Genomic DNA, 20,316 nt, shown 5'->3' with positions numbered 1-20,316 from the left:
TCTTAGGTTTAGTTCTCAGAGACAAGTGGGTTGTTAACAATCTTCGCGTTCCCGCTCATATGAAAATTGAAAACACCATCTTGGATTTCTTCCGAAAAATTAATGTTAGAAAATGAAATCGTTGTTACTTTACCACGACCATCAGTCGCAACTGCTTTTTTGATGAGGTAAGATTCTGAATCCACAAAAAGTTTCATCTTTTCGAACCCACCAATTTTTTCCCTTTGGTCTAAATCGAGAACAAAGTACTTAGTGGCATCACCCACAGAACGTGGTTGTTCAATGGTATCAAATTTATAATGGTATTTACGAAAGAGGCGGTTCAGACCATCAGGACTGTTTGTGGTAAAGATGGGTCCAGAAGAATTTTTACGATCCATCGTTAGGTCTTGTTTACCCACAGCACCTAACCGTTTGATAAAGATATGGAGTGTTTTTCCATCGGAAACAATTTCGTCTCCATCAGGTTCCGCAAAATTATAACGAATTTTTCCAGGACGTTTGTAGAAACATTTCCCGCGCATTTGTTTTTCTTTTTTGTTGTCTTCCGTTTTGATGAGAAAATCAGCGGAATACGAATTGATTTCGCTGAAGTTTTTTTTGATCTTTTTGACAACTTCGGAAGGTGAATGCCAATTGTGAGCCGGACTTGTTTGGGCCTCCAAAGAAACTCCCAAAACAAGTAACAAAAATCCGATCCATACTTTCATAGATTCCCAGTTTTTCAGACAAACTTCTCTTGTCGATGATTTACGCTGAACGTAAAATTTCCCGAGGTTTTGCCCCGATTTGCGGAGAAACATACCCCCGCATTTCCATGAGTTCCATTAGCCTTGCCGCTTTGTTGTAACCGATTCGCATCCTTCGTTGCAAGTAACTTGCACTGGCTTTTTTTTCTGTCACAACAATGTTCCATGCTTCTTCGAATAATTCCTCGTCCTCGTCTGAGGCCATTTCAATATTCGTTTCATCTTCCCAGTTCATTTCCACATACGCAGGAGCCCCTTGTTTTTTGGCTTCTTCCACGATGGAATCAATTTCTTTCTCTTCAATGTAAGGAGCTTGGATCCGCATGAGGTCACTCGATGTAGGGGAACGGTACAAAAAGTCCCCTTTTCCAAGGAGGGTTTCCGCCCCACTCGTATCGAGGATGGTGCGTGAATCTGTTTTTTGTGCGACTTGGAAAGCAACCCTGGCTGGGCAGTTTGCTTTGATGACCCCTGTGATCACATCCACAGATGGCCTTTGGGTCGCCATCACCAAGTGGATTCCGACTGCTCTAGCTTTTTGGGAAATTCGTTGGATCTGTTCTTCCAAATCCTTTCCTGAAACCATCATGAGGTCCGCAAGCTCATCAATGAAAATCACAATGTAAGGGAGTTTTTGGAAACCTTTGGCGTGAGCATATTCCTCTACCTTCTCATTGAAACTTTTGAAGTCCCTGCTTTTCAATTGGGAGATCATTTGGTAACGACTCTCCATTTCTTGGATCGCCCAGGAAAGTGCCTTCGTAGCCTTTTTCGGATCGGTGATCACTGGCATAAGAAGGTGAGGGATTCCTTCATAAAGTGTCATCTCTACCATCTTTGGATCGATCATGATGAACCGAACTTCTTCTGGGGAACGAGTGCAGATAAGGCTTGTGATCATCGCATTGATACTCACTGATTTACCAGAACCTGTGGTTCCTGCGACAAGTAAGTGAGGGAGTTTTGCGATATCAATCATCACAAGTTTGCCCGAAATATCCTTTCCAATACAAATGGAAAGGTCTTTTGCTTTTTGTTGGAGGATCGTGTCTTTTAAAATTTCTGATAAAAACACATCTTCCCTGATTCGGTTGGGAACCTCGATTCCAATGGACGCCTTACCTGGGATAGGTGCTACAATCCGAATGTTTTTCACTTCGAGGTATGCCCTGATCTCATCTGACAAAGACACAATTCGGTTGAGTTTGATTCCATTGGGAATCGTGATTTCGTAACGAGTGATGATGGGCCCTCGTTCTTTGGTTATGACTTTTGATTCAATTCCAAAGTGGCCTGTTGACTCCTCTATTTTTTTGGCGATGAGGTCAAGTTCCGAATCATTTTTTAAGATATTGGCCACAGGGACTTGGTGAGACGCAAGGAGTCTTGGAGAAATATAATATTTCCCTTTTTTCAATTTTGGTTTTGGCACCATGGAACCAAACATCAGTTCTTGTTCGGTTTTTGTTTCCTTTGGTGGTTGTTTTTTCTTACCAAAATTGCCTGCACTCAAATTCGAACGAACGTGTGAAGAAGACTCCTCGACAACCAAGGTTTCTAAAGTTTCTTCTTCTAATTCTCCATCATCCGAATCAGAGAATGATGCATCCGCATCCATTGTTTCATCCCAATTTTCTGTTTCAAAACCCGTTTCTTCGACAAGGGAAAGTCGAACGGATTCAGGAATCGGAATGGTCAGAGTTGGTGTATCATTCTCTTGGGAAGAAAGTTCATCGTTTGCTTCTTCTTCCTCTTCCTCTTCCAATGGGTCTGTCTCGTCCCAGTGTCCACTACCTTCCATCGATTCATGGGCCTCGTTCTTTGCGAAAGGACTGGTACCCATCTGAGGAAACTGGTCCCCGAATCCATGTCTCATTGGTTCTAATTTTGGGAGTTCTAATCCTTCGAGTGAAACTTCCTTGTCCAATTTTGGTTTCCATTTTGCCTCTGGGAACTGAAAGAGGATTTTGGATTCACGAATGGCATCTGAATTATCTGTAAGAGAAGAACCAACCTCTTCTCCTTCACTGAATTCACGTTTATCGACTACTTGTAATTTTGGTTTTGAATTGATGGAACCATTTGATCCGGAAACTTGTGTTGTCCTTTGTTTCTGGAAACGAAAGACATTTCCTGACGCATCAAAAAATCCTTCAAACTGTTTGGCATTTTGGAATACTACAACCTGTGATTTTGGTTTTTCTTTGGATTGGTGTCGGTATGAATTTTGGAATGAGTTTTTTTCCTCTTCCCGATAGCGAGAGGAAGGAGGAAATTCATTCTGAAAACGAGATTCCTTAGCCGTTTCATTTGCCACCACATTCCAAAAATGACGAGCGAGGTCATCTTTTGATTCCTCTTCTGTTTGGACCTGAAACCAATCCCTTTGTCTCACTTCCTCTACGGGGGCACGGCGTGTTGAGACCACCGATTCCATAAAGGAAGGAAGTTTAAAATGTGGCAACTCTCGTCTTCCACCCATTAGGTGGTAGAGTTTTTCAGAAACGGAATGGATGGTAGAAAACGTATAAGACCAAGCCCCATCTTCTAACCAAATCACAGCAAAGTACAAATACAGAAAAAAAACAACAAGCACTCTACCTGTTTCCCCAAATAGATAGGAAAAGATCCAAGAAAAAAATTGGCCAAGGATGCCACCACTATCACCCACATGTCCCATGGGAGTTTCGAGAAGGTTCAAACTCACTGTTGTGGCAATGAGGAAAATGGGAAAAAATAAAGCCTTACTTAAGGCATCAAAGTCGGGGTTACGAAGTGAAAGGACACCTAAGAGTAATACAAACCCAGCGAGTAAAAAGGAAGTTTTTCCGAGTAGGTAAAAAAGGGTAAGAGCAATGTAATGCCCAAGCCTTCCAAACCAATTAAACAGTGACCCATCCTCTCCTTCTTGGAAGGAAAAAAGGGATAACAGTAAAAATACTCCAGAAAATACAAATAAATACGGGAGGAAATCCTTTCTAGGCAAGGTCCATCCCCATACGGATTTTTTAGGGTCCATACGGGAAATATCGGACGGTTTCGAGACATAGACAGAAAAATTTTGGAAGCCAATCCGGCTTTCTTTTCTATTAGAATTTATCCTTTGAAGTTCGTAAAATTGGCATCAAAATTGAAATTCGCATTGCGGATGGCTGCCATCACCTCTTGCAAATCGTCCTTTTTTTTACCAACTACGCGCACCGAATCCCCTTGGATGGTCGCTTGGACTTTTAATTTTTGGTCTTTGATGAGGGTTGTGATTTGTTTTGTTTGTTCTTTGTCCAAACCGTTTTGGATTTTCACCTTCATCCGAACCGTTTGCCCTGTGGCAGATTCCACTTTGGAATCAAAATCGAAGGCTTTTAGGCTGATGCCTCGTTTAGCCATTTTGGTCGTAAGGACATCAATCACCTGTTTCAATTTGATTTCGTTTTCAGATGTCAAAACCAATTGGTCGTCTGTGATTTTGATTTCGGAATTGGATCCCTTAAAATCAAAACGAGTTTGGATCTCGGTCATCGCTTGGGAGACTGCATTTTGTAATTCAGGGCGATCGAGTTTTGATACAATGTCAAAGGAAGGGTCTTGTGCCATTTTGATTCTCCTATTCTGTTTCCTAATTTACGATAATTTTGTTTTGGCAAGGGAAAGGGCAAATTCTAAGGACTTGGCAACAGATTCTGGTTTTTTACCACCACCTTGTGCCATATCAGGACGTCCTCCCCCTTTTCCATCTAACATCACCAAGGTTTCCTTTAACATATCACCACAGTGGATGCCTTTGTCATTGAGTACCTTATTACACATAAAAACGAGAGTACTTGACTCTCCTTCTGTGGTTCCAAACAAACAAAGAATCTCTGGTTCTTTTGCCTTGAGTGAGTCTGCCAAATCTTTCAGGGCTTTTGCATCGACAGAAGGAAATACTTCTGTGACCACTTTTCCTTTGGTAAACTTGTGTGCCTTTTGTAAGAGACCATCCACAAGTTCTGGGTTCATTTGGAACTTTTGTTGTTCTAATTTCTTTTTCGCCTTAAACAGCGAGGACGATTTTTCTTCGAGTTCCGATTCCAAAGTTTCTCTGAGTTTACGAAGACTTGCCACGGCTGTTTTTCCATCTTTTAAGAAGATGGATTGTAAACCTTCTGGAGATGGAACTTCTTTTGAAATTCCAAACTCTTTTAAATCACCAAATGCCTCTTTGGCGGAGAGGTTATGTGTTTCGATTTTGGAGGCCAATGTTTGGAACTGTTGTAAAAAATAAGACACAACTGATTCCCCACAAATGGCCTCAATCCGTCTATTTCCCGCACCAGGGCTCCCTTCTTTTACAATGGCAAAAAAACCAATTTCTTTGGTGTTCGTTACATGGGTTCCACCACAGAATTCTTTTGATTTTTCTCCCATCGAAACCACACGCACAAGGTTTCCATACTTTTCATCAAACATGGAAAGAGCACCTGATTCTTTGGCTTGGTTTAAGTCCAATACTTCTGTTTTGACAGGGATATTGGCACTCACAGCTTCGTTTACATCCGATTCAATTTGAATGATCTCTTCAGGAGATAATGCTTTTGGATGAGAAAAATCAAACCTTAAGTAATCTGCTGATACAATGGAACCTTTTTGGGTCACATGGTTACCTAGAATCCTACGAAGTGCCCCGTTTAACAAGTGTGTACCGGAGTGGTGGTTGGCAAGGTTTTGCCTACGTTCCGAATGGATCTCCGCTTCAACCACATCCCCAACAGAGATACTTCCCTTCAATACCATACCCATATGCAGGAAGGTATCATTTTCTTTTTGGGTGTCTTGGACTTGGAATTGGAAACCATCTTTTTTGAAGTAACCTGTGTCACCAATCTGACCACCACCTTCTGCATAAAAAGGAGTTTTATCGAGAACGATGACAACCTCTTCCCCTTGTTTGGCGGAGGGAACTGACTTCCCATCCACAAAAAGATACAAAACATTACTTATTGATTTGGATTCCGTATACCCTAAAAATTCTGTTTTTAATTCGTTGGAGGCGGAAAGTCCAGTCAGGTATTGGATTTTTTTCCCTTTCCAACTCGCACGAGATAAATCTCTGTCTTTTTCTAGTTCTTCTTCAAAACCTTTGTCATCGAAACTAAACCCACGGTCCTCCACAAGTTCCTTTGTCATCTCACGAGGGAACCCGTATGTGGAATACAATCGGAATCCTTCCTTTCCCGTAACAAGTGTTTGTTTGTTTGCCGTTAGATGGGAAAGTAAAGATTCTAATTCTTCGAGTCCCACTTCGAGTGTATGTAGGAAAAGTTCTTCTTCTTTTTTTAAGATGGATTCAATGTCTTTTACTTTGTCTTTTAATTCTGGATAGCGGACCGTATACAAATCTTTTAGAGTGCCAACTAGTTTGTATAAAAACGGCTCATGGATTCCGAGTTTTCTTGCAAAAAGTGATGCACGTCTGATGAGACGGCGGATGACATACCCACGTCCTGTGCGGTCAGGGTAAATCCCATCCCCAAGTGAAAAAAAGACAGAACGGGAATGGTCAGTAATCACACGAAACGATTGTTTGGTGGATTCATTATACTGAAAACCCGATAGTATTTCTATTTTTTGGATGATGGTTTTTAATTCATCCGTGTCATAAACCGAGTCCACTTCTTGTAATAACATGGCCACTCGTTCGAGACCAGATCCTGTATCAATTCCAGTTTGTTTGAGAGGGAGAAGTTCTCCCGAGACCGTTTGGTTGAATTGGTTAAAAACTAAATTCCAATATTCTAAATAACGGTCACAGTCACAACCTGGTTTACAATTGGGGTTATTGCCGCAATTGGGACCACCTTTTTCTGGTCCTCTGTCCAAATACAATTCGGAACAAGGACCACAAGCTCCACTGTCTCCTGCAGGTCCCCAAAAATTATCTTTTTTACCAAGGCGTACAATTCGTTCTTCTGGTATCCCGGCATCCATCCAGATTTTTTTGGCTTCATCATCATCTAGGTAAATGGTCACCCAAATTTTATCTTTGGGAATTTCCAGATGGTTCAGTGAAAAATCTAACGCGTATTCGATGGCTTCCTTTTTGAAATAATCACCGAAGGAAAAATTTCCTAACATTTCAAAAAAAGTACAATGCCGTTCCGTTTTCCCGACAACTTCCAAATCAGTGGTGCGGACACATTTTTGAATGGAAGCAGCTCTTGTGTATGGGAGCTCCACTGCCCCAGTAAAAAGAGGTTTGAACTGTACCATACCTGCGGTTGTGAATAAAAGTGTGGGATCCCCTTTGGGAATGAGACTAGAGGAAGGAACAATGGTATGTCCTTTCTCTTGGAAATAGTTCGTGTACAACCTTGCGATTTCTTGGACGGTTTTCGACTTCATACACTTACACGGAAATCGGATTTGCCTCCTAGGGCAAGGAATTTAGAACTTAACTTTGCCTTAAATCTTTGTAACGAAGGAAAGAAAAGAGGGAGATCACAAGGAATCCTAGACCAAGTCCTGTAAATGTCCAAAGGCTTCCCACTGTATCATTTAAAAAAGCAGCAAAAAATCCAGAAACAGCAGGTGTGAATTGGAAACAAACTGTGTAGAGAGATAAGATCCTACCACGTAGTCCGTCCTCTGCACGTTTTTGTAATATGGCAGGCATCAGACTCGAAAGGATTCCACCTGAAACTCCAAAACAAAAAAGAAAGATGGAAGTGGCCTTTGCCTCATAAAAAGGTACAAATCCTAAAAAGAAAAAAGAAGACAAACCGAATACAATGAGTAGGACCAACCCCTTTCGTTCTAAATGGTGGTAGAGGATGGTGAAAATCCCACCTAAAAATAATCCAGGTCCAAGAAACATTAACACAGATCCTCGTGCTAACTCTCCCAGTCCCAATTCTAGTTTTACATATTGCGGAAGGACCACTTGGATGGGACCCAAGGCTAACATACTAAACACGGCAATCCACATCACCTGTCTGGAAACAGGGTCCGAATGCAAAAATCCTAAGACGGCTCGTAAATTTTCGACCAAAGAGGGAATTTCGGTTTTTGCGATCGATTTCTCAGATTTACCTAACGAGGAATGGGATTTTTTTTCCTTCTCATTTAACTGTAATAAGGTAAAGGCAAACATGGACAAAACATGCAAAAAAGCCAAAAAGAGAAATAGTATTGAGTAAGATTGGAATTCCCGTATCCAACCCACGACAAGGGGACTCATCCCAAAGGAAAATATCAAAAGTAAATTCCCAGCGATTGTGTGGAATACAAGCCTGTGTGATTCCATCACTTCTCGGAGAAGTGCCATCCTGCCTGGCAAAACCGTTGTCATCCCAATTCCATTGAGAAAGGCCAAGGGTAATAACAAAAGTGGATAGATCTCAAAAATTTGAGTAACTCCACCTAACAAAAACGTTGCTAAAAATAAAAAAAACTGAAATCCAACAACTACCCACTTCTTGGAATAATGATCGAGCAAGTATCCCGTATACAAAAAGAAAAGAGGAAAGGGTAAAAACAAAAAGAAAAAAACAATCCCTGAATACCCTTTTACAACCGTTAACGTCTGTGTAAAAATCACAATCGAATATAAAAAACAACTGCTGGCAAAGGTTCCAAAAGCGAAGGCAAGGTAAAAGATGATTTGGTTCATGGGTGGATTTGTTGTCCTAAGCGAAAAAAAAAGCCTCCCAAAGGAGGCTTCTCTATCGGAAAAAAAAAGAGGGAATTTCCGATTAACGTTTTGAGAACTGAGTTCCTCGACGTGCTTTGTGGAGACCGTATTTTTTACGTTCTACCATACGGCTATCACGAGTGAGGAAACCTTCTTTTTTCAAAGTAGGTTTGAGTGATTCATTGAAAGCAACTAGAGCACGAGCCACTGCGTGACGAATTGCTCCTACTTGTCCAATCACTCCACCACCAGATACATTGAGTGCGATATCATATTTATCACGAGCATCTAAAACTAAAAGAGGCTCAAGTGCACGGCGAACTAAGTGTTCTCCGTTTTTGATGTAATCTTTTACATCTTTATGGTTTACTGTGATTTTTCCAGTTCCAGAAGCGATTTTTGCTCGTGCAACAGATGTTTTGCGTCGGCCAACTGCCCAAACTGCTTTTTGCGCCATATTATTTCAACTCCAGTTTTAGGGGCTTTTGAGCTCCTAGGTTGTGGTCATTGCCTGCGAACACACGGCAATTTTTTAACATTTGGTCACCTAATTTTGATTTAGGTAACATTCCTTTCACTGCTTCCATGATCACTCTTTCTGGGTTCTCTTGGATGAGTTTGTGGAAAGCGATCGCAGTCATACCACCTGGGTAACGGGAGTGGTGGTAGTAAATTTTTTGTTCTCTTTTGCGACCTGTTACAGCCACTTTAGAAGCATTAACGATGATGATGTTATCTCCACAATCTTGGTTCGGTGTGAATGTAGATTTGTGTTTTCCGCGAAGTCGGGAAGCGACTTGACTTGCCAATCTTCCGAGAGTCTTATCAGTTGCGTCCACAACAAACCACTGTTTTTGTACGGCTTCTTTTGCGATAGAAGGGGTCTTGTGGGCTTTAGACAATAGTTCCATAAGTACGAGATTTTCCTCTTTTATGTCAGGATTTTCGGTTTTCACAGTGGGTCAAACAAATTTATTGGAAACGAAGCTTTGAAAGAATCAGATATCATCCGAACCCTTTTTGGAACAACTCCTCCACCTGAGGACGATTGTTATTATTTGGCGCCAAACCGTCTCGTCACGACGGATTCCTTATCCGAAGGAACCCATTTCCTCCATGAATGGTCAAACCCCGAAATCCTAGCAGGAAAACTAGTAGAAGTGAATGTCTCTGACATCACAGCATCGGGTGGAGTTCCGAAAGAGTGTTTTTTAAACCTGGGCCTATCCCCCACCTCGCAGAAACAAGATTGGGTCAGAAGGTTTGCCAAAGCTCTGAGATACTCCCTCCACCAATATGGAATGAAACTCGCTGGTGGCGATACCTTTTCCTCACCCACAACCCAATTGGCACTGACAGTGGTTGGCATAGTCAAAAAACCGTGGCTTCGATCGGGTGGGAAACCAGGTGATTACCTATATGTCACTGGGGATTTAGGCCAAAGCCTTCTCGGGTATCATTCTTTAAAAAAGAATTGGAAGGGGAAAGATTTTAAACCAGCTATTGAAAAACACCTTTTGCCAAAATCAAAACAGATCCTACATAAACCACTTTCAAAATACCGAATCCACGCCTGTATGGACATCACAGATGGACTCATCCAAGATGCAGAAAGGTTGGCACTTGCATCCAAAGGAAAACTCACGATCCAAGTGGAATCTGTCCCCTTACACCCGTTTGCTGTAGAAAAGCTAGGAGTGGATTTTTGCCTTGGTTCCGGGGAAGAATTGGAACTTTTGTTTTTATCACCAGACATCCTACCAAACCAAATTGAATCCATTCCAGTGACGATGATTGGTAGATTTGAAAAAGGAAAACCTGGAACAAAATTCCTAAGAGAAGGAAAAACCTACCGTCCCAAAACCAAAGGTTTCCTTCACTTCAAAGAGGAAGAATAAGGGAGGAATATTTTGAACTCTATTTTGGTTTCCTTGGTTTCGTTTGTATGGTCTACCAAATTCAGCGCCGTAATGGTTCCACCAAACTTTTCTACAGTCTGTTTTACAAAGCTTAGTCCGATCCCAAAATCTAAGGAACCATGTTTTTCATAAATATTCTTTGTAATTCTAAAAAAAGGCTCAAAGATTAGTTCTAAATAATCATTAGAAATTCCCTTCTTCGAGAATTCTTCTTCCGCATAGGAATTTATTGTAGAAAGGTAAATTCCATCTGAATCGAAATTTAATAGAAAAAATATTCTACTTGAATGTTTAGAAAACCTCATTGCATTCAATAAAAGTTCATAGATTATTTTTTTAAAATATAGTTGATTCCATTTGATCAATTTTGAACTAAGTTTCGAAGCATTATATTCAGGGATTAGTAAAACTTGGTCTTTTAGAAGCAAAAGCGGATTAACTTCTTCCTTTAACTTCAACATTTCATTGTACAATTTTAAAGGTGACACTTCATCGATTTCAACTCTATCAAAAATTACATCTTCAATTTCAGCAAATCGATCTAAAACCTTCTTCGAGTAAATTGCATTTTCTTCTAAGATATTCAAGATATCTAAATCTAAAATAACCCCACCATTATCCGCTTTTGGCATTGCTTTTATGATATCTATCAATTGAGACAAAACTCCAAAACCAGCTCCTTGTGCTAAACTTGTTCTAAGTCCATAAAAAAGATTTTTATGAAGTTCGTTAGTATTTAGATCTCCTTTTTTGATACGAGTGTTTTTGTAGCTATACCATTCTAATAATTTTTCAAGCGATATAATTTTTTCTCTTTCATAATCTGAATACACATACGAATCTTCTTTGTTTGAAAGTTGGTATTTGATACGAGAAAGCAATTCACTTGGAATAACTGGTTTTATCAGGTATTCTTGAACATGCTCCTTCATGACTTCTATGATTTGTTTTGGATCCTCAGTTGAAGTGATTACCAAAATCGGAATATGTTTATTTACTTTTCGAATTTCTCTAACGAAATCCAAACCATTCCCACCGGGAAGTTGTAAATCAGTAATGACAATATTTTGATTTTGTAGATGATTTTCAGTTAAAAAGTCTATGGCTGGTTTAATATCAGAAAAACAAGTAACTTCCATTCCTTGTTTCTGAAGGATACCATTGTAAAAAAGTGAAATAGTCGGATCATCCTCAAGAAGTATGACCCTTGCTAGAGAACTAAGTGTTTCCATCTAATCGTATCAGACGATGGAAACACTAAAACTTTAATCAGTGATTTGAAAATTTATAGGTTAAAAATTTTCTGGATTTGATTCTTCGTTTTTATTCTCAGAAACAAATCCTTTTGAATCTTCAGATCCACTCGAATTTCCTTCCTGATTGGTTTGGTTCTGGTTTCCGTTCCCTCTGCGATCACGGTGTTTTTTGCGTGGTGGGCGTTTTTTATTGCCTTCTTTTTTACGGTTCTGTTGGCCAAACTGATGGCTATCTGGTTTTGGTCTCTGTCTGAGTGAAATTTCCCAGAAAAATGCAGTTTGTACGGCAGCTTCGTTGTTTTCCGAAATCGCAACAATTTTGTACACCATAAACGCATCGTAAAAATAATCCTTCTTTTTGAAGAAAGAATTTTGCCTTTCTTTTTCATCATCAGTGACGTGAAAACGAGGTTGGCTAATGAAAATTTTTACCAAATTGTCTTGTTCCCGTTTAGGAATTCCCATTCTTTCAAAAACAGGTTGTAAACTTTCTTTGATGTTATGCGCTAAGTGACCACGATCGTTTTCATAAAGATCTTTTACGATATCGTAAAAAATTAACGAATAAAAAATCGCTGGTGTCATCTCTTCTCTTGCTGAGAGAAGTTTGTCAGTCACAGCTAGTCGTTTTCCAAGTGGTGTGTCCATAAAATGTTCACGCCATTCTGGATCGGTTTTTTTCAGTTTATCCGCTGGTTCTTTAAACAAAACATCGAGTAGGTGGTTTTCTGCAAGTCCTTCAAAAATGATGGATGTTTTCCAAGTACGGAACATTTTGTTGTACTCTTCGAGAAGCCTTGCTGTGGATGATTTTTCGAGTTCCAAACGGTTCTTTTTAATTGCAAGTTTGGTTTTTTTCTCGATATCTAGTCCGAGCAAAACGGAAAACTTCACTGCTCGTAACATACGAACAGGATCTTCTTTGAATGAAATATCAGGATCACCAATGACCCTAACGATTTTCTTTTGGATGTCTTCAAATCCACCTACGTAATCCAAAATGGAATCGTTTTTAGGATCGTAAAACAATGAATTGATGGTAAAGTCGCGTCTTGCCGCGTCTTCCTTTGCTGTACCGAAGGAATTGTCCCGCTTGATGAGATAATCGTTTTCTGCTTTGTGTTTTTCCAAACGATGTTCCGGTAGTGAACGGAACGTAGAAACTTCAATAATTTTACCTTTAAAAATGATGTGTACAATTTTAAATCGTTTACCGATGATCCGGCAGTTATTGAAGATCCTTTTGATTTGGTTTGGTGTCGCACTTGTGACGATGTCAAAATCTTTTGGGCGTTTGCCCATCAGCAGATCTCTGACTCCTCCACCGACTAAGTAGGCCTTGTAACGAAACTTGTTCAATCGATTGATGATTTTGATGGCATCTTCATCGATATTGGCCCTGCGTATGGAGTGAGTTTCTCGATAGTATCTCTTTCCCTCGGGGTACATCAAAAAGGAATCGACAGAGTCGGCTTTCTTTCTGAAAAGAGAAGTGAGAAATTTAAACATATTGGATTCATCCACTTTCCCCTGAAAAATGGCATGGGCAAGGAAAAAATTGGCTGGATAACGAACATTGGCAGAAACTTACGTCACAACCGCCTACGAAAGGCTCCAAATTGCACATTTACGGTGGCGAAAACGCTTACAAAAGTGGATTTCCCGAAGCCGTGAAAAGGTGAGTTTTGTCCTCATCCCCAATGATGAAAAACCCCTCGCCCAAATCGAAATATCAGTAGGAATGCTTGGGTTCCTTTTTGGACTCTCAGTTTCCCTTGTCCTTTTATCCTTTGGTCTACTTCTTTATTTTTCCTTTTTCTTTGAACGAAATCTCTCCTTAGAGAAAAAAACAGAAACCCAACTCGTTTCGTTTTTATTTTATGACCTACTTTCCAGGGATCTCCGCGAATCCGTAGAAGAATTGGAGTCCATGACAGAATCTCTCAACCTACTTGCTTGGGAAGAAATCCCAGAAAAGGAAATGATCACCCAAGATTATCTCTTAAAAGAAGAATTTCGTAAAGACGCAAGTGAGCTCGATTCCAACTTACTTCTTTTCCAACAGGTAGTCACTACCTACACTCAGTTTGGTGTCAGACTAGGAAACCTTGTCCCCAATTTTCAAAATGCCATCGATTACCTATCCATGCGAGAAAGTATCTTTTATTCCATGCCGAGAGGCCGGCCACTGAAACCAGGAGTGGGTGTTGTGACATCAACTTTCGGTTACCGAAGTGATCCATTTGGCATTTTACCCGTGGGAGAATACCACTCAGGCATTGACTTTGCAGCAGGGGAAGGAACTCCCATTTATGCAACGGGGCCTGGGATCATTGCTGTGGACACAGCTGTTGGGGGTCTTGGAAAATCAGTACGCATCAACCATGAAAATGGATTTTTCACTTTGTATGGTCACTGTTCTCTCATTTTAGTCAACCCAGGTGACCGAGTCAAACGAGGGGATAAAATTGCCCTTGTGGGACAAACAGGAAAAGCAACAGGAGCCCATGTCCATTATGAAGTGCGCATTGGTCTCGATGCTCCACTCGACCCAGAAGAATACATCAACCTAGATTGATGCCTTTCCAGATAAACCAAAGAAAGTTATAGATCCTGTCTTCTGATGGGAGATTTGTCTAAGTGAAGAGAATGTGAAAGAGGATTAGAAAGTTTTTTAGTAAGCCTTGTAAGCACTTATTTGATTAGATCCAACTAACCTTGTTTAGAATCTATTTTCCAAACAAAGATTAGTTGAAAATTTTCTTTTTAGACAAATTGGTTTTAGAACTTACCGATTAAGTTAAAATCTACGGAATAGACTCCTGCTCCACCAACAACTAAAGCAATGAGAAGGCCCGCAGCTAAGATATGGAATTCATACCCTTCCCCTTTTTGGTTTCCATTCCAATTGATGAAAAATCCGTTATGTCTGTGAGCGATGAATGCAGCACCGATCATGATGATGGTAATTGACAATGCAGCAAATTTTGTTAAAAATCCCACAAGTAAAAGCACAGATCCAACCGACTCACCAAGGATGATGAGAACTGCGAGGATTCCAGGAAACTTCATTGTTCCTGTAAAAAATCCGTAAGTTCCTTTGAAACCATACCCACCAAACCAACCGAGTAGTTTTTGGGCACCGTGTGGGAAAATCACAACAAAGGCTGTGATGCGTAAGATGAGTGGGATGATGTCCCCTGATGTAGAAAATAATAAATCGAACATAGTGAATTCTCCTTAAATCAATATTATATAGTTTAATATTGAACTATCTAGAGTCAAGCTATTTTTCATTCCTTTTTTCTCGTTTGTCCCGATTTAAATTCTCCTTTCCCCTGTGGGCGTAGAATTTACCCTTTCCCCTATGTTAGATCGAATTCCGATTCCCAATCCCTTTGGCTGGGAGGGTCTGTCCACTTTCAGCCTTCTTATGATGTTAGCTTTTCTTGTTGGTTCCTATCTTCTCCCAAAGGAACTAGAACGAAAAAAATTAGATCCAAACCACTCTGATTGGTTGATCTTTCTTGGGATTTTAGGCACCCTAGTGGGTGCAAAAATTTTCTTTATCTTTGAAATTTGGGACCAAGTGTTCATCGATGTTCCTGGTTATGATGGAAAGTATTCTTATCCTCTCACCCACTGGAACGGATTCCCAGGTCACCCGGGATTATGGTCTTCTCTTTTTAGTGGTGGTGGTCTTGTCTTTTTTGGTGGCCTTCTTTTTGGCTGGCTCTTTATCACCTTATACTTCCGTTATTATAAACTTGATATCGGAGCATATTATGATGCAGTGATTCCTGCAATTAGCATGGGTTATGCGATTGGTAGACTTGGGTGTTTTGTGAGTGGTGATGGTTGTTACGGATTTGCCACTGATGAAAGGATTCCATTTTTTGTATTTGAATTCCATGGAGCTCATCCTTCTGGTGTACCCGTTTGGAATACACCTGTGATGGAATCCATATTGGCCTTTGGTTATTTCTCCTATTTTCAATTTTGGGCACGTTACCAAAACTTTCGCAAATGGAGCATTGGTGCACAGTTTCTCATCATTCATGGGTTTGCAAGACTCATCATCGAATTTTTGCGGGTGAACAAAGCGGTGATTCCTTTTTTTGACCCACCAACTCTTGTAAACATTCCTGATGCAAATGGAAACCCAACATTCTTAACCGGTTATTACTGGCATGGATTTTCCCAGTCACAATACATTGCCATTGGTCTTATCCTCTTTGGAGTGTATCTGATGGTTTCCAAAAAACTTTGGTTAAAGGAAGAAACAAACGTATGAACCCATCTCCCTTTTTTTCAATTGAAAGAAGAAAAAATATTGCGATTCTTTGGCTCAACCGACCAGAAAAAAGAAATGCTATGAATTGGCCTTTCTGGCGTGACCTGCCCGATATGGTGGCAGAGATTGATGCAGATCCGAAGATTCATTGTTTTGTCATCGCAGCAAAAGGAAAATCTTTCTCCACGGGACTTGACTTGGAAGAGTTTTTCCAAGATTTCAAACCAGTTGTACAAGGTGAACTTGCTGATGGTAGGGAAAAACTCTACCAACTCATCCTTACCATGCAAAAAGGAATTAATGCAGTTTATAATTCAAAAAAACCATCAATTGCACTTGTTCAAAAACATTGTATTGGTGGTGGACTAGACTTAGTTTCTGCATGTGACATTCGTTATGCGTCTGAAGATGCTGTATTTTCGTTACGGGAATCAAAAGTCGCTATCGTTGCGGATATGGGTTCTTTACAAAGGCTTCCCCACCTCATTGGAAATGCTCACACAAGAGAACTTGCCCTGACGGGAAAAGACATTACAGCGACGGAAGCCTTCCAAATGGGACTTGTGACTAAAGTAACTAAAGATTTCGATAGTTTGCTCGTAGAAGGATTAAAAACCGCGGAAGAAATTTCAGAAAACCCTACGATTGTCATCCGTGGTGTCAAACAAGTGCTCAACCATGGAATTGGCAAAACCATAGAAGAAGGTTTGGACTACGTAGCAGTCTGGAATGCCAGTATGCTCGATTCCAAAGATTTCAGAAGTGCCATTAGTGGGTTTATGGAACGAAAACGCCCTGTATTCAATCCAGAAACCCGAGTGGACTAATGTTTCTGAAAACAACTTAACAATAGATGTCGAGTAACCGTTCGCTATTTGCCACAGGACCCAATTTTTCTTCCACAGCCAATTTCATCAGTTTTTCTGTGAATTGGTTTTGTGCCTGGAAAATCTCCTTTGGCAAATTGATAATTGGATTAATAGGTGTAGATGGAACCATGAGTGGACCTCCTTTTACAATCTTTACTCCCTATTCTACCCATCGACGAATCCGTGATTTCCTGAAGTAAAAAATTTTGATGAATCCCTTTTTTTCTCTGATCCGTGAAGCAAAACAATTGGAAGAGGAAAAGGATTTTACGCGGGCTTTCAATTTGTATGCAGAGAGTGAAGCCTATACAAAAGACGAATCTGCACTCATTAAAATCAAAGCGAAAAAAGCATGGTGTTTGTATTCGGTTGGTAATCCAAAAGAAACTGAAACTGTTTTCCAAGACATCATCCAAAACTATCCATCTCATCCTTTAAGTATTACCGTTTACTCCCGTTATCTCATTAAATTAAAAAAATTTAAATCTGCGAAAGTATTACTCCAAAAAAGTATACTCCAGTTCCCATCTTACTTAGAAAACTATCTCCTACTTGCTTCTCTCCTCAAGGATATGGAACGATCCGAAGAAGCGATCGAAGTTTTAAAACAGGCTTTGTCCCAGGAACATCTGAGTAATGGCCGTGGAATTGATAGAAAAGACATCTGGGCAGAACTTGGCTCTTTGTATTTTTCAAGAGGAGACTTCAACTCTGCCCTTGCCTCTTTGAAAAAATCGCTAAAAATGGTGGAACCAGAAGAATTCCTTCATTACGACTTACTTGCGTTATGTTATTTGGATGCTGAGGATCCAGAAAATGCCCTGTCTTCCATACGCACCCATATCGAATATTGTAAGGAAATTGATCCTGAAACTCTCATCATTTTGGCAAGAGCCCATTGCCGTTTAGGGAAAGTGGATGAGGCAGCCAATAATTTAATCCAAGCTTATTCCATTGAAGATTCTTTATACCTAAAAGCAGCTGATTTTATCGATTTTGCACCACTCCTTCGGAATGGTTTTTTTACTACCTTGGAGAACATTGAATGGGAAGAGCCATAAAACAGTCGTTTGGTTCACTTGAAGAAGAATTAAATTTCGTAGAACAAATTTTAACGAAGGAACGTGAGGAAGAACGAAAGCTTTTTATAGAAAAGGATTCGGAATCCCAAACAATTAAAGTCGCAACATTTGTTGATCTTAAGTTTGTCGTCGGGAATACGTGGAGAGCAGAATTCCAAGTAAATCTTTCAAACAAAACAAAACTTTGGATCAAACCTGGTGTTCCAGTCCTATTACAAAACCAAACAGAATCCATTTATGGAAACATATACCAATGGAATGAATCAAAACTTATCATCCAAGTCCGTGGTGATTATGAATGGGAAGGAGAAGAATATCAAATTCGCAAATGGTTCCCTGAATCTACATACGATTTGTATAATGAAATTTTTAAAAAGGTCAAAGAAGAAAAAGATACCTCATCTTACAAAAAACTAAAATGGATTTTAGGTTATAGTTTAGGTGACAAACCAATTCCACCCAAACAAACAAAGGAATACTCTCCACTGGAAAGAATATTTTTTATTTCTGATTATGGAATGGTTTTTGGACCACCAGGAACAGGAAAAACCACCTTACTCATGCAGGCGGTCTTGGAAATAAAAAACAGAAAACAATCAATTCTTACTCTTTGTCCGACCAATTTTGCTTGTGATTATATCGTAGAACTTGCCAACCAAAATGGAATTCGTGTGGTCCGGTTGGGTAACTCCACGAAGATCAAGGAGAATGTTCTCCCTTACCATATTGACCACCTCATCGAAACCCATCCCGACCAAAAACAAATCCAAAACTGGACGACAGAACTGAAAGTAATCCAGAAAAAAATCAATTCATGGAAACGTAAGTTTGGCAAAGAAGAAAGAGAAGAACGAAACCAATTGCGCAAAGAAGCAAAGTTTTTATTGAAAACCATTCGTGATGCGGAAACAAATATTCGAACGAGGTTACTGGATGCAAGTGAGCTCATTGTCTCAACCTTTGCAGGTTTTGGAAGTGAGTTCAAAAAAGGAAGAGAATTTGATTTTGTATTTGTAGATGAAGCAACCCAAGGTGTGGATCCAGGTTGTTATATGGCACTCTTCTCTGGGAAAAAAACATTTTTTTTCGGAGACCCAAAACAATTAGGTGTGAACTACTCCTTACCAGAACACGAATCCTTCGATAGTTTTTTGGAAAAAGCAATCGAACATGATTCAGGAGAACGAACGATCTTTTTAGAAAAACAATTTCGGATGAAACCTGAAATCCTTGGCTTTCCCAACCAGTCTTATTATGGGAACCAGGTTTTTACACATCCAGACCTGCAGTTCCAAAACATAGAAGTGATGAAAGAGATTTTTGGATCCGATTCTGCCATTCTATGGATTGATACTGCAGGAAGTGATACCATAGAAGAAACAGAAGGTGAGGAACTGAGTTTCATCAATGAAACAGAAATAACACTCATAGAAACACTTATGGAAAAGGGTTTACCCAATGAATCCACAATCATTATCTCACCTTACAGAGGACAGGTGGAACGTCTCATCCAAAGGGCAAATGGAAGGTGGTACACTCAAACCATTGATTCGTTTCAAGGAAGAGAGTCTGAGATAGTGATCCTCAGTTTGGTACGTTCGAACCCAGATGGTGAAATTGGCTTTTTAATGAACCCAAAACGGTTAAATGTAGCTCTAACCCGCGCTAAGTTCCATTTGATTCTCATTGGCGATTCGGCAACTCTCTGTGGGCACAAAGAATTCCAAGAATTATACAATTACATCGAATCTAATGGCGAAATTCGTTCCATTTACGAATTTATGGAATGAACGGTTTTACAAAACTACCCATTTCGGTTCATCAAGTGTATAAAGAAGTTTGAAGGCACCATCTGAACCAGGTGGGATTTCTTTAATCGGTTCAAAATCAAAATCTGTGGTTTCATCAGCATTTTCTTTCACAGCATTTGTCACAAGGATCTCCCAAGCTTTGGCTGTATCCTCGCCTAGTTTGGATGCAGCATTTACTTCGGCACCAAACACATCAGTATCCCCAATTTTTAATATTTTTCCGTAACCAAGACCCACACAGAGAAGGATCTGTTCTTCTGCACTCCTTCCTTCATTATATCGTTTGCATGCTTTTTGCATATGGATGGCACATTGGATCGCTTTATTGGTATTACGAAAGAGTACCATAAGGCTATCCCCTTCATCCTTCATAAGGATTCCATCATACTCATCTAAGACAGGAATGAGGATTCTTTGTGATTCATAGATGGTTTGTAAAAAATGGATGATTCCAAATTTTGCGACTCCTCTAGAAAAACCAGATAGGTCTGTAAACATCACACACCAAGTTTCACCAAATAAATCCCAAATTCGTTTATCAATGATTTCATGATTGGAACCTTCCGTTAATCGTTCTTCTAAAAGTTTTTCCAATCGTTCTTCTGAGGCGGAGGTAGCAATGGTGCGTTTTTGTCCCATGTTAATGAGTATAACCTCATTTAGTGGA

At 40.0% G+C, this 20,316-nt stretch carries 18 protein-coding genes; 6 read left to right on the top strand and 12 right to left on the bottom strand.

Features of this window, described 5'->3' with window-relative positions:
* Positions 1-8: 8 nt before the first annotated feature.
* The 7 genes from DI076_RS01550 to rplM all read right to left on the bottom strand — a co-directional run bounded on the left by DI076_RS01550 (position 9) and on the right by rplM (position 9,329).
* The gene (locus tag DI076_RS01550; protein WP_108958280.1) at positions 9-710 is read right to left on the bottom strand and encodes a LolA family protein; all 702 of its coding nucleotides are present in this window, start codon (positions 708-710) and stop codon (positions 9-11) included.
* Positions 711-750: 40 nt separating this feature from the next.
* Positions 751-3,768 carry a DNA translocase FtsK gene (locus tag DI076_RS01545; RefSeq protein ID WP_108958279.1) on the bottom strand — a complete coding sequence of 1,006 codons (3,018 nt, stop codon included), beginning with the start codon at positions 3,766-3,768 and terminating at the stop codon, positions 751-753.
* A gap of 77 nt (positions 3,769-3,845) precedes the next feature.
* Positions 3,846-4,343 carry a YajQ family cyclic di-GMP-binding protein gene (locus DI076_RS01540; protein ID WP_108958278.1) on the bottom strand — a complete coding sequence of 166 codons (498 nt, stop codon included), beginning with the start codon at positions 4,341-4,343 and terminating at the stop codon, positions 3,846-3,848.
* A 27-nt stretch (positions 4,344-4,370) separates the two neighbouring features.
* Entirely contained in the window at positions 4,371-7,130 is a 2,760-nt protein-coding gene (alaS, locus tag DI076_RS01535) for an alanine--tRNA ligase (protein WP_108958277.1), read from the bottom strand.
* A gap of 49 nt (positions 7,131-7,179) precedes the next feature.
* Positions 7,180-8,397 (bottom strand): MFS transporter, encoded by a 1,218-nt coding sequence (locus tag DI076_RS01530; protein ID WP_108958276.1) that lies wholly within the window; start codon positions 8,395-8,397, stop codon positions 7,180-7,182.
* 82 nt (positions 8,398-8,479) lie between these two features.
* Positions 8,480-8,875, bottom strand: coding sequence for a 30S ribosomal protein S9 (gene rpsI / locus DI076_RS01525; RefSeq protein ID WP_108958275.1), 396 nt, complete (start codon positions 8,873-8,875; stop codon positions 8,480-8,482).
* A gap of 1 nt (position 8,876) precedes the next feature.
* Entirely contained in the window at positions 8,877-9,329 is a 453-nt protein-coding gene (gene rplM, locus DI076_RS01520) for a 50S ribosomal protein L13 (RefSeq protein ID WP_015675928.1), read from the bottom strand.
* A gap of 78 nt (positions 9,330-9,407) precedes the next feature.
* Here rplM and thiL point away from each other — a divergent pair, with 78 nt between their 5' ends.
* A complete protein-coding gene (thiL, locus tag DI076_RS01515) occupies positions 9,408-10,316 on the top strand; it encodes a thiamine-phosphate kinase (protein WP_108958274.1) in 909 nt (302 codons plus the stop codon).
* Here thiL and DI076_RS01510 read toward each other — a convergent pair.
* Positions 10,295-11,569, bottom strand: a complete 1,275-nt coding sequence (locus DI076_RS01510) for a response regulator (protein ID WP_108958273.1) — start codon at positions 11,567-11,569, stop codon at positions 10,295-10,297. The genes thiL and DI076_RS01510 overlap by 22 nt on opposite strands.
* 60 nt (positions 11,570-11,629) lie before the next feature.
* Positions 11,630-13,102, bottom strand: a complete 1,473-nt coding sequence (pcnB, locus tag DI076_RS01505) for a polynucleotide adenylyltransferase PcnB (RefSeq protein ID WP_108958272.1) — start codon at positions 13,100-13,102, stop codon at positions 11,630-11,632.
* A 67-nt stretch (positions 13,103-13,169) separates the two neighbouring features.
* Between pcnB and DI076_RS01500 the strand changes: the two genes are divergently transcribed.
* Positions 13,170-14,171 (top strand): M23 family metallopeptidase, encoded by a 1,002-nt coding sequence (locus DI076_RS01500; RefSeq protein ID WP_108958271.1) that lies wholly within the window; start codon positions 13,170-13,172, stop codon positions 14,169-14,171.
* A gap of 203 nt (positions 14,172-14,374) precedes the next feature.
* Here DI076_RS01500 and DI076_RS01495 read toward each other — a convergent pair whose 3' ends face one another.
* Positions 14,375-14,821 carry a DoxX family protein gene (locus DI076_RS01495; protein ID WP_108958270.1) on the bottom strand — a complete coding sequence of 149 codons (447 nt, stop codon included), beginning with the start codon at positions 14,819-14,821 and terminating at the stop codon, positions 14,375-14,377.
* 139 nt (positions 14,822-14,960) lie between these two features.
* Between DI076_RS01495 and DI076_RS01490 the strand changes: the two genes are divergently transcribed.
* On the top strand, positions 14,961-15,887 hold the full coding sequence (locus DI076_RS01490; RefSeq protein ID WP_108958269.1) for a prolipoprotein diacylglyceryl transferase: 927 nt from the start codon (positions 14,961-14,963) through the stop codon (positions 15,885-15,887).
* The gene (locus DI076_RS01485; protein WP_108958268.1) at positions 15,884-16,714 is read left to right on the top strand and encodes a crotonase/enoyl-CoA hydratase family protein; all 831 of its coding nucleotides are present in this window, start codon (positions 15,884-15,886) and stop codon (positions 16,712-16,714) included. Before DI076_RS01490 ends, DI076_RS01485 begins: the two co-directional genes overlap by 4 nt.
* A gap of 16 nt (positions 16,715-16,730) precedes the next feature.
* Here the strand turns inward: DI076_RS01485 and DI076_RS20125 are convergent, their stop codons facing one another.
* Entirely contained in the window at positions 16,731-16,886 is a 156-nt protein-coding gene (locus tag DI076_RS20125; RefSeq protein WP_167396490.1) for a hypothetical protein, read from the bottom strand.
* A 79-nt stretch (positions 16,887-16,965) separates the two neighbouring features.
* On the opposite strand from DI076_RS20125, the gene DI076_RS01480 reads away from it, so the two are divergent.
* Positions 16,966-17,817, top strand: coding sequence for a tetratricopeptide repeat protein (locus tag DI076_RS01480; RefSeq protein WP_108958267.1), 852 nt, complete (start codon positions 16,966-16,968; stop codon positions 17,815-17,817).
* Positions 17,802-19,628, top strand: a complete 1,827-nt coding sequence (locus DI076_RS01475) for an AAA domain-containing protein (RefSeq protein ID WP_108958266.1) — start codon at positions 17,802-17,804, stop codon at positions 19,626-19,628. Before DI076_RS01480 ends, DI076_RS01475 begins: the two co-directional genes overlap by 16 nt.
* Positions 19,629-19,634: 6 nt before the next feature.
* On the opposite strand, the gene DI076_RS01470 is transcribed toward DI076_RS01475, so the two are convergent.
* Positions 19,635-20,288, bottom strand: coding sequence for an adenylate/guanylate cyclase domain-containing protein (locus DI076_RS01470; protein ID WP_108958265.1), 654 nt, complete (start codon positions 20,286-20,288; stop codon positions 19,635-19,637).
* Positions 20,289-20,316 lie beyond the last annotated feature (28 nt).

It is taken from the genome of Leptospira ellinghausenii (assembly GCF_003114815.1).
GTDB classification, from domain to species: domain Bacteria; phylum Spirochaetota; class Leptospiria; order Leptospirales; family Leptospiraceae; genus Leptospira_A; species Leptospira_A ellinghausenii.
This window is presented reverse-complemented; position numbering and strand designations above follow the sequence as displayed.

Excerpts from the sequence above, each read along its gene's own strand:
- DI076_RS01530 (WP_108958276.1), bottom strand. The coding sequence starts at position 8,397 with ATGAACCAAATCATCTTTTACCTTGCCTTCGCTTTTGGAACCTTTGCC.
- DI076_RS20125 (WP_167396490.1), bottom strand. The coding sequence starts at position 16,886 with ATGGTTCCATCTACACCTATTAATCCAATTATCAATTTGCCAAAGGAG.
- DI076_RS01510 (WP_108958273.1), bottom strand. The coding sequence starts at position 11,569 with ATGGAAACACTTAGTTCTCTAGCAAGGGTCATACTTCTTGAGGATGAT.
- DI076_RS01540 (WP_108958278.1), bottom strand. The coding sequence starts at position 4,343 with ATGGCACAAGACCCTTCCTTTGACATTGTATCAAAACTCGATCGCCCT.
- DI076_RS01495 (WP_108958270.1), bottom strand. The coding sequence starts at position 14,821 with ATGTTCGATTTATTATTTTCTACATCAGGGGACATCATCCCACTCATC.
- DI076_RS01550 (WP_108958280.1), bottom strand. The coding sequence starts at position 710 with ATGAAAGTATGGATCGGATTTTTGTTACTTGTTTTGGGAGTTTCTTTG.
- DI076_RS01480 (WP_108958267.1), top strand. The coding sequence starts at position 16,966 with ATGAATCCCTTTTTTTCTCTGATCCGTGAAGCAAAACAATTGGAAGAG.
- alaS (WP_108958277.1), bottom strand. The coding sequence starts at position 7,130 with ATGAAGTCGAAAACCGTCCAAGAAATCGCAAGGTTGTACACGAACTAT.
- DI076_RS01485 (WP_108958268.1), top strand. The coding sequence starts at position 15,884 with ATGAACCCATCTCCCTTTTTTTCAATTGAAAGAAGAAAAAATATTGCG.
- DI076_RS01545 (WP_108958279.1), bottom strand. The coding sequence starts at position 3,768 with ATGGACCCTAAAAAATCCGTATGGGGATGGACCTTGCCTAGAAAGGAT.
- DI076_RS01475 (WP_108958266.1), top strand. The coding sequence starts at position 17,802 with ATGGGAAGAGCCATAAAACAGTCGTTTGGTTCACTTGAAGAAGAATTA.
- rplM (WP_015675928.1), bottom strand. The coding sequence starts at position 9,329 with ATGGAACTATTGTCTAAAGCCCACAAGACCCCTTCTATCGCAAAAGAA.
- DI076_RS01470 (WP_108958265.1), bottom strand. The coding sequence starts at position 20,288 with ATGGGACAAAAACGCACCATTGCTACCTCCGCCTCAGAAGAACGATTG.
- rpsI (WP_108958275.1), bottom strand. The coding sequence starts at position 8,875 with ATGGCGCAAAAAGCAGTTTGGGCAGTTGGCCGACGCAAAACATCTGTT.
- DI076_RS01490 (WP_108958269.1), top strand. The coding sequence starts at position 14,961 with ATGTTAGATCGAATTCCGATTCCCAATCCCTTTGGCTGGGAGGGTCTG.
- pcnB (WP_108958272.1), bottom strand. The coding sequence starts at position 13,102 with ATGTTTAAATTTCTCACTTCTCTTTTCAGAAAGAAAGCCGACTCTGTC.